3 protein-coding genes are annotated in these 4,584 nt (G+C 53.9%); all 3 read left to right on the top strand.

Annotated features, from left to right (window positions below; translation table 11 throughout):
- Positions 1 to 2,297, top strand: a 2,297-nt coding sequence (locus tag KDX37_RS28655; RefSeq protein WP_231656563.1) for a site-specific integrase, incomplete at its 5' end; no start/stop codon positions are given.
- Positions 2,294 to 4,363, top strand: a complete 2,070-nt coding sequence (locus KDX37_RS28650) for a tyrosine-type recombinase/integrase (protein WP_231656562.1) — start codon at positions 2,294 to 2,296, stop codon at positions 4,361 to 4,363. The genes KDX37_RS28655 and KDX37_RS28650, both read left to right, overlap by 4 nt.
- Positions 4,360 to 4,533, top strand: coding sequence for a hypothetical protein (locus tag KDX37_RS28645; RefSeq protein ID WP_231656561.1), 174 nt, complete (start codon positions 4,360 to 4,362; stop codon positions 4,531 to 4,533). Before KDX37_RS28650 ends, KDX37_RS28645 begins: the two co-directional genes overlap by 4 nt.
- Positions 4,534 to 4,584: the final 51 nt, after the last annotated feature.

The following is a 4,584-nucleotide window of genomic DNA, read 5'->3' as shown; positions in this document are numbered from 1 at the left end:
TCCCCACTCTTATCGTTGCTGTTAGTCATAAACATAACCGTTTGCCTATCCCTTATCGTAAGGGGGAAACGGTGTCCTGTCTTTCATGGGGCTCGTTCATCAGCCCAATGGCGATCTCTAAGCGCACTTCATACTTTGAGCCGATCTTCGATGCGATGCGCGCCGAAGGCATCATTGTCCCAGGTCACTCGTCGAACGCTTGCGATTGGCGCCGTAGGTTGCTTGCTTGGTATGAAGGCATGTCTATGGAGGAGAAGTTGGCCATCCCGGTGTTTGGCAATAGCATCAAGGATCGAGGCTTCTTGAGCGAGATTCCTGAGTTATCAGGCTTCAATGGCGCGAGGACGAGATATGAACTCGTGAGGATCACATTTGAGGAAATCCTTGATGATCTTCGGAAGCTCGGCGTTCTCGATTCCAGCTACCAAACCGTTGAGCAGCGGGTTGCCTCGAAACCAGAGAGCAAGCCCACTGAATCTTTGCGAGACGCCTTCAGCGCTTTACGCTCAGTCCGCATCCATCGTCTGTCCGACCTCGCAAGCCCGGAAGCGGAGCGTCCCTTCCAGCACATGCTGCACCTCTTCAGTGCTTCATCAATGAAGAGTAGTAGTGCGTCAGGTCAGTCGAATTTCATCGAGGCTTTCAAATACTACCGAGCCTATCTCACGGAGGCCAACTACACAGGCTTGGAGGATATCCGGGAGCTCGTAACCCCCTACACCCTTCCAAAGTTCAGGGGATATCTCCAGCACAAGATTCTTGAACGTGCGCTGTCGACCAGCCACAGCAGTTCGATGATGAGCTCAGCTCGGAAGATGATGGCTCGTGCAGTCCAGATTGAGGGCCTAGGGCTGACCAGCTTCGTCAGCGCTGCGGGGTTCGATGCTGAACGTGAAACTGACCAGTACAAGCCATACCCCCAGGCTGTGCGAAACCGAATCTCGCAAGTCATTGAGCAAGAGATTGAGGAAACCAATCGCTTGGCCCAGCCTTACGTCGTAAGCCACGTTGGTGAAGACCCGTTAAGCCCTGACGGGAGCATTCGCAGAGGCCTCAAAACCATGGATAACGCTCGGTGGATTTTTGAGAACAAACTCGACTGCAAGCCCCTGAACTTCGAATCCGTAGATAAAAACGACCCCTATCAACGGGCGTTTATGTCGATTATCTCGGCTTCGTCAATTTCGATCTTCGAGGTTTATAAAAGCTGGGGCGTGCAGTATCAGGTTGATGGTCGAGTCATTGCGCCGTACATCGCTCGGCTTGCCCAAGTTACCGGGATGAACGCTGACTCGCTGCTGGGACTGGAGCTGGATGATTTCATTGAACGCCATGATTTAACCGAGCGCCCTTGCTTGCTGTATTGGAAAGAGCGATCTGAGGGCGCGAAGATGCTTCATCTCGATATTTTTCATGCGGAAATCTCTTGGCTGACCACCTCTCAAGGCCGTGCGGTCAAGCAGATCTTTGACGATGTGAAGCTTCTGACCCGTGATATTCGTCTGAATGCGCCTGTCGAGGCTCAGAACAAACTCTTCATCTACCGGTCGAGTTCTCCCAGGATGTATGGCGTGGTGAACTCTTTTGAGAGTTCCGGCGAAAGCATGCTGCACAAGACTCTACAGAGGCTTTCTCAGGATCACGATCTGCTTGACGAGGACGGCAATCCTCTCAAGCTCTCACCGTCACGTTTCCGACCAAGCTTCGTGAGCGAGCTGATTGAGCGCGGCGTCTCTCCACGTGAGATTCAGGTGCTCCTGGGGCATAAGAGCCTCAGCACCACCATGGCCTATCTGGATCAGATGGACTTCAACCCCATGGCGCGCCGAATGCTGAATAAGGTTCTCCATGAAATGCAGCAAGACACTTTGGAGGAGCCTCCGAAGCTGATCCCGATCAAAACTATCGAGTCCACGCCCGAGGCGATGCCGCTGCGTTCTGGCTTGGCGAACTGCATGAACGTCTTTGATCCATCAGCATTCATCAAGGCTTTGGCAAGCTACGACCCCAGCAAGCCCTGCACGCTGTTCAACAAGTGCCTTTCATGCAGCAACAGCATCATCACGGTGTCGCACCTGCCTGAGCTCTTTGCCATGCGGCGCGACTACCAGCGGATGATTGAGGTCAATCGGGTGCTTGATACGCCCTACGGAGCCGTCATCCTGGACAACCTTGATGTGCTCAACAACCTCCTCGATCCTGATACATCAGACTTTTCCGTGGAGGAGCTGACTAAGGCTGAGCGTCTCTCTGAAAACTTGCAGGTCAGCATTTTGACCGAGGGAGTAAAGCTATGAGCCATTCTCTGATCCCTGAGCTCGCAGCTTACAAACAGTGGCGGACAGCTGCTCACGCCCTGCTAGTTGAATTGCGCAGGAACATCGACGATCCGACTCCTGTGTCGCTGGAAGCACTCTCTTGGTACCAGGCACTGATGGCGTTGCCTGTCAGTAAGACTTCCGTCTTGGGCGACGCCGTCTGGGACTTCAATGACGATCATCCGAACGCCGCCAGGAACGTCCAGGGAGCCAAGCTACGGCTCAATTTTGAATCGTACCCATTGCTCAATCAGTCGGCTGTCTTGGAGGTCAAGGTGGCCATGTATTGCTGGCTTAAAATGCCTTCGGCACTGCGCACGTTTGCCTCACCTAGGAACATCAAGGCCAACACCGCCATTTCATGCATGAAGGCTGGATTAAGCTTCCTGGATACGATGTCAGGGCAGGCGCGTCAGTTGATGACGGATGAGTTCTTCGAGGTTGGACACCATGGTCTGACGTACTTCGACGCGGGTATGTACCGGGAGGCAGCGCTCATTCATCCCTACGCCTTTGGCCCAGATCTCAGGAAGTTCTTTACCCTGGTCAGGTCGCCATTTTTCGAGGAGCAGATTTTCGAAGAGCGACTGCCTTCCGTTCAGCTGGAGTCGCTAGCCTGGGCCAAGGTAATCAAGCACGTCCCTGAATCCGAGCGCACCTACCGTATTCTGCCGAACGATGTGTTCGAGAAGGCTTCTCGCGAGGCGTCGTTCGCAGTCGTCGATTTCCTAAGCACTCTAGGGGAGCCTGTAGATGACTTGGTAGCCCTGACCCGCAAGAACGCCAGCGGTTACTCGCTAGCCAACGCTCAAGAACTGTCGCGTTACAATCTCGATCTCTACGTGGCACTGCGACTTCGCAGAAAAGGCTATGAATCCGACGCAATGGCTGAAGCGTTAGGTGAGGTTCGACCTGAGTACCTGTCGGAAATCGGTCGGCATGATTTTAAGGCTACCGAAACGTTACTCAAGCTCTCAGATTCCAAGCTAGACGATGATTTCCGCAGGTACATCAATTTCGTCTCGTACAGTGCCTGCTATCTTGTGGCGCAGTACACCGGCATGCGGCCCTCAGAGCTCTCCGAGATCCTGGTCGAGTCGTGCATGGAACAAGAGAGCGACTATTGGTTGTTGATCAGCAACGTGATCAAGCATCGCCAAGGCTTAGCAAAGTTATTCGACGACAAATGGATCGCGATCCCAATTGTGCGTGACGCTATCCGTTCGGCTTGCCTCATCGCTAAGGTAAAGCAGAATCCTTACCTGTTCTCCAATGTGGATACCGTCGCGCAGGACGCCGTACCAAACTCGATGTCCTCGCTTGGTATCACTCACCAATTCAGGGCTTTCTTCGAGGAGATTCTGACGGATGATGAGTTCGAGACTCTTGAGTTCTCGCCCTACACATTGCGGCACACGCTGGCCTACCAGATGGCGAGGGCTGAGCTTGGGCTCCCATTCATCTCTCACCAACTGAAGCACTTTGGTGACCTTATCGGTGGTGCTGGCCAGAACAAAGCGTTCAGTGCGGTGACGCTTGGGTACGGTGCGCTCGCTGAGATCTTGTCCAAGGGTGGACGCTCCTCGGGCAAGACGCCGACGCAAATGGCAGGGGAGGAGTACATCCAGAGCTACTGCGATCCTGACGCAAACTACGCCGGCCCCAATGCGGTGAGCCACAAGGCGCGGATGAGGAAGGTGTTCAGCGGGTATATGGCGGCTGGCTACACCAAAGAGCAAATCATCGCCCAGATGGCCAAGAAGCGCATGGCGATCATTAATGTGGGACAAGGCTTCTGCTATGGCGGTCAGCGCGAGTCATTTGATGAGTCTCTTCCTTGCATCGGATCGCTGCGTTGCAATCCGAATCGGTGCAAAAACGCCGTGGTCACCAAGGCTCACGCTCCTAAATGGCGCGAAATCTACGTGCAGAACCGTTTGGCGTTGGGCTCTCCTAATTCTGAAGGCTCGGAAGAAGAGTTGAAGGCGGCGATGGAGGAGGCCAAGGGTGTGCTGGAGCATCTGGGTGAAGAGGTTGAGGTATGACAGGCCAGGCGTTTGATGCCAAGAATAAGTTTGACTACGACCGGAACACTGAGCTGCTGGCTCAAGGGCTTATGCAGATTGCTTCTGATCCGAATTTGAAGCCGACGATGGCGGAGCTGAGCCGTGGACTTGCCCCTACAAAACCGGACACCAACTCCCCGTTAAATTGATGCTGCTGCCAAGCGCCTAAATTCTCTTGGCGACCGGTATTTCAAAGCGCT

Origin of the sequence: Pseudomonas californiensis (assembly GCF_021147775.1) — a bacterium.
GTDB lineage: Bacteria > Pseudomonadota > Gammaproteobacteria > Pseudomonadales > Pseudomonadaceae > Aquipseudomonas > Aquipseudomonas californiensis.
The sequence above is the reverse complement of the archived record's forward strand: the minus strand, read 5'-3'. Positions and strand labels throughout refer to the sequence as shown.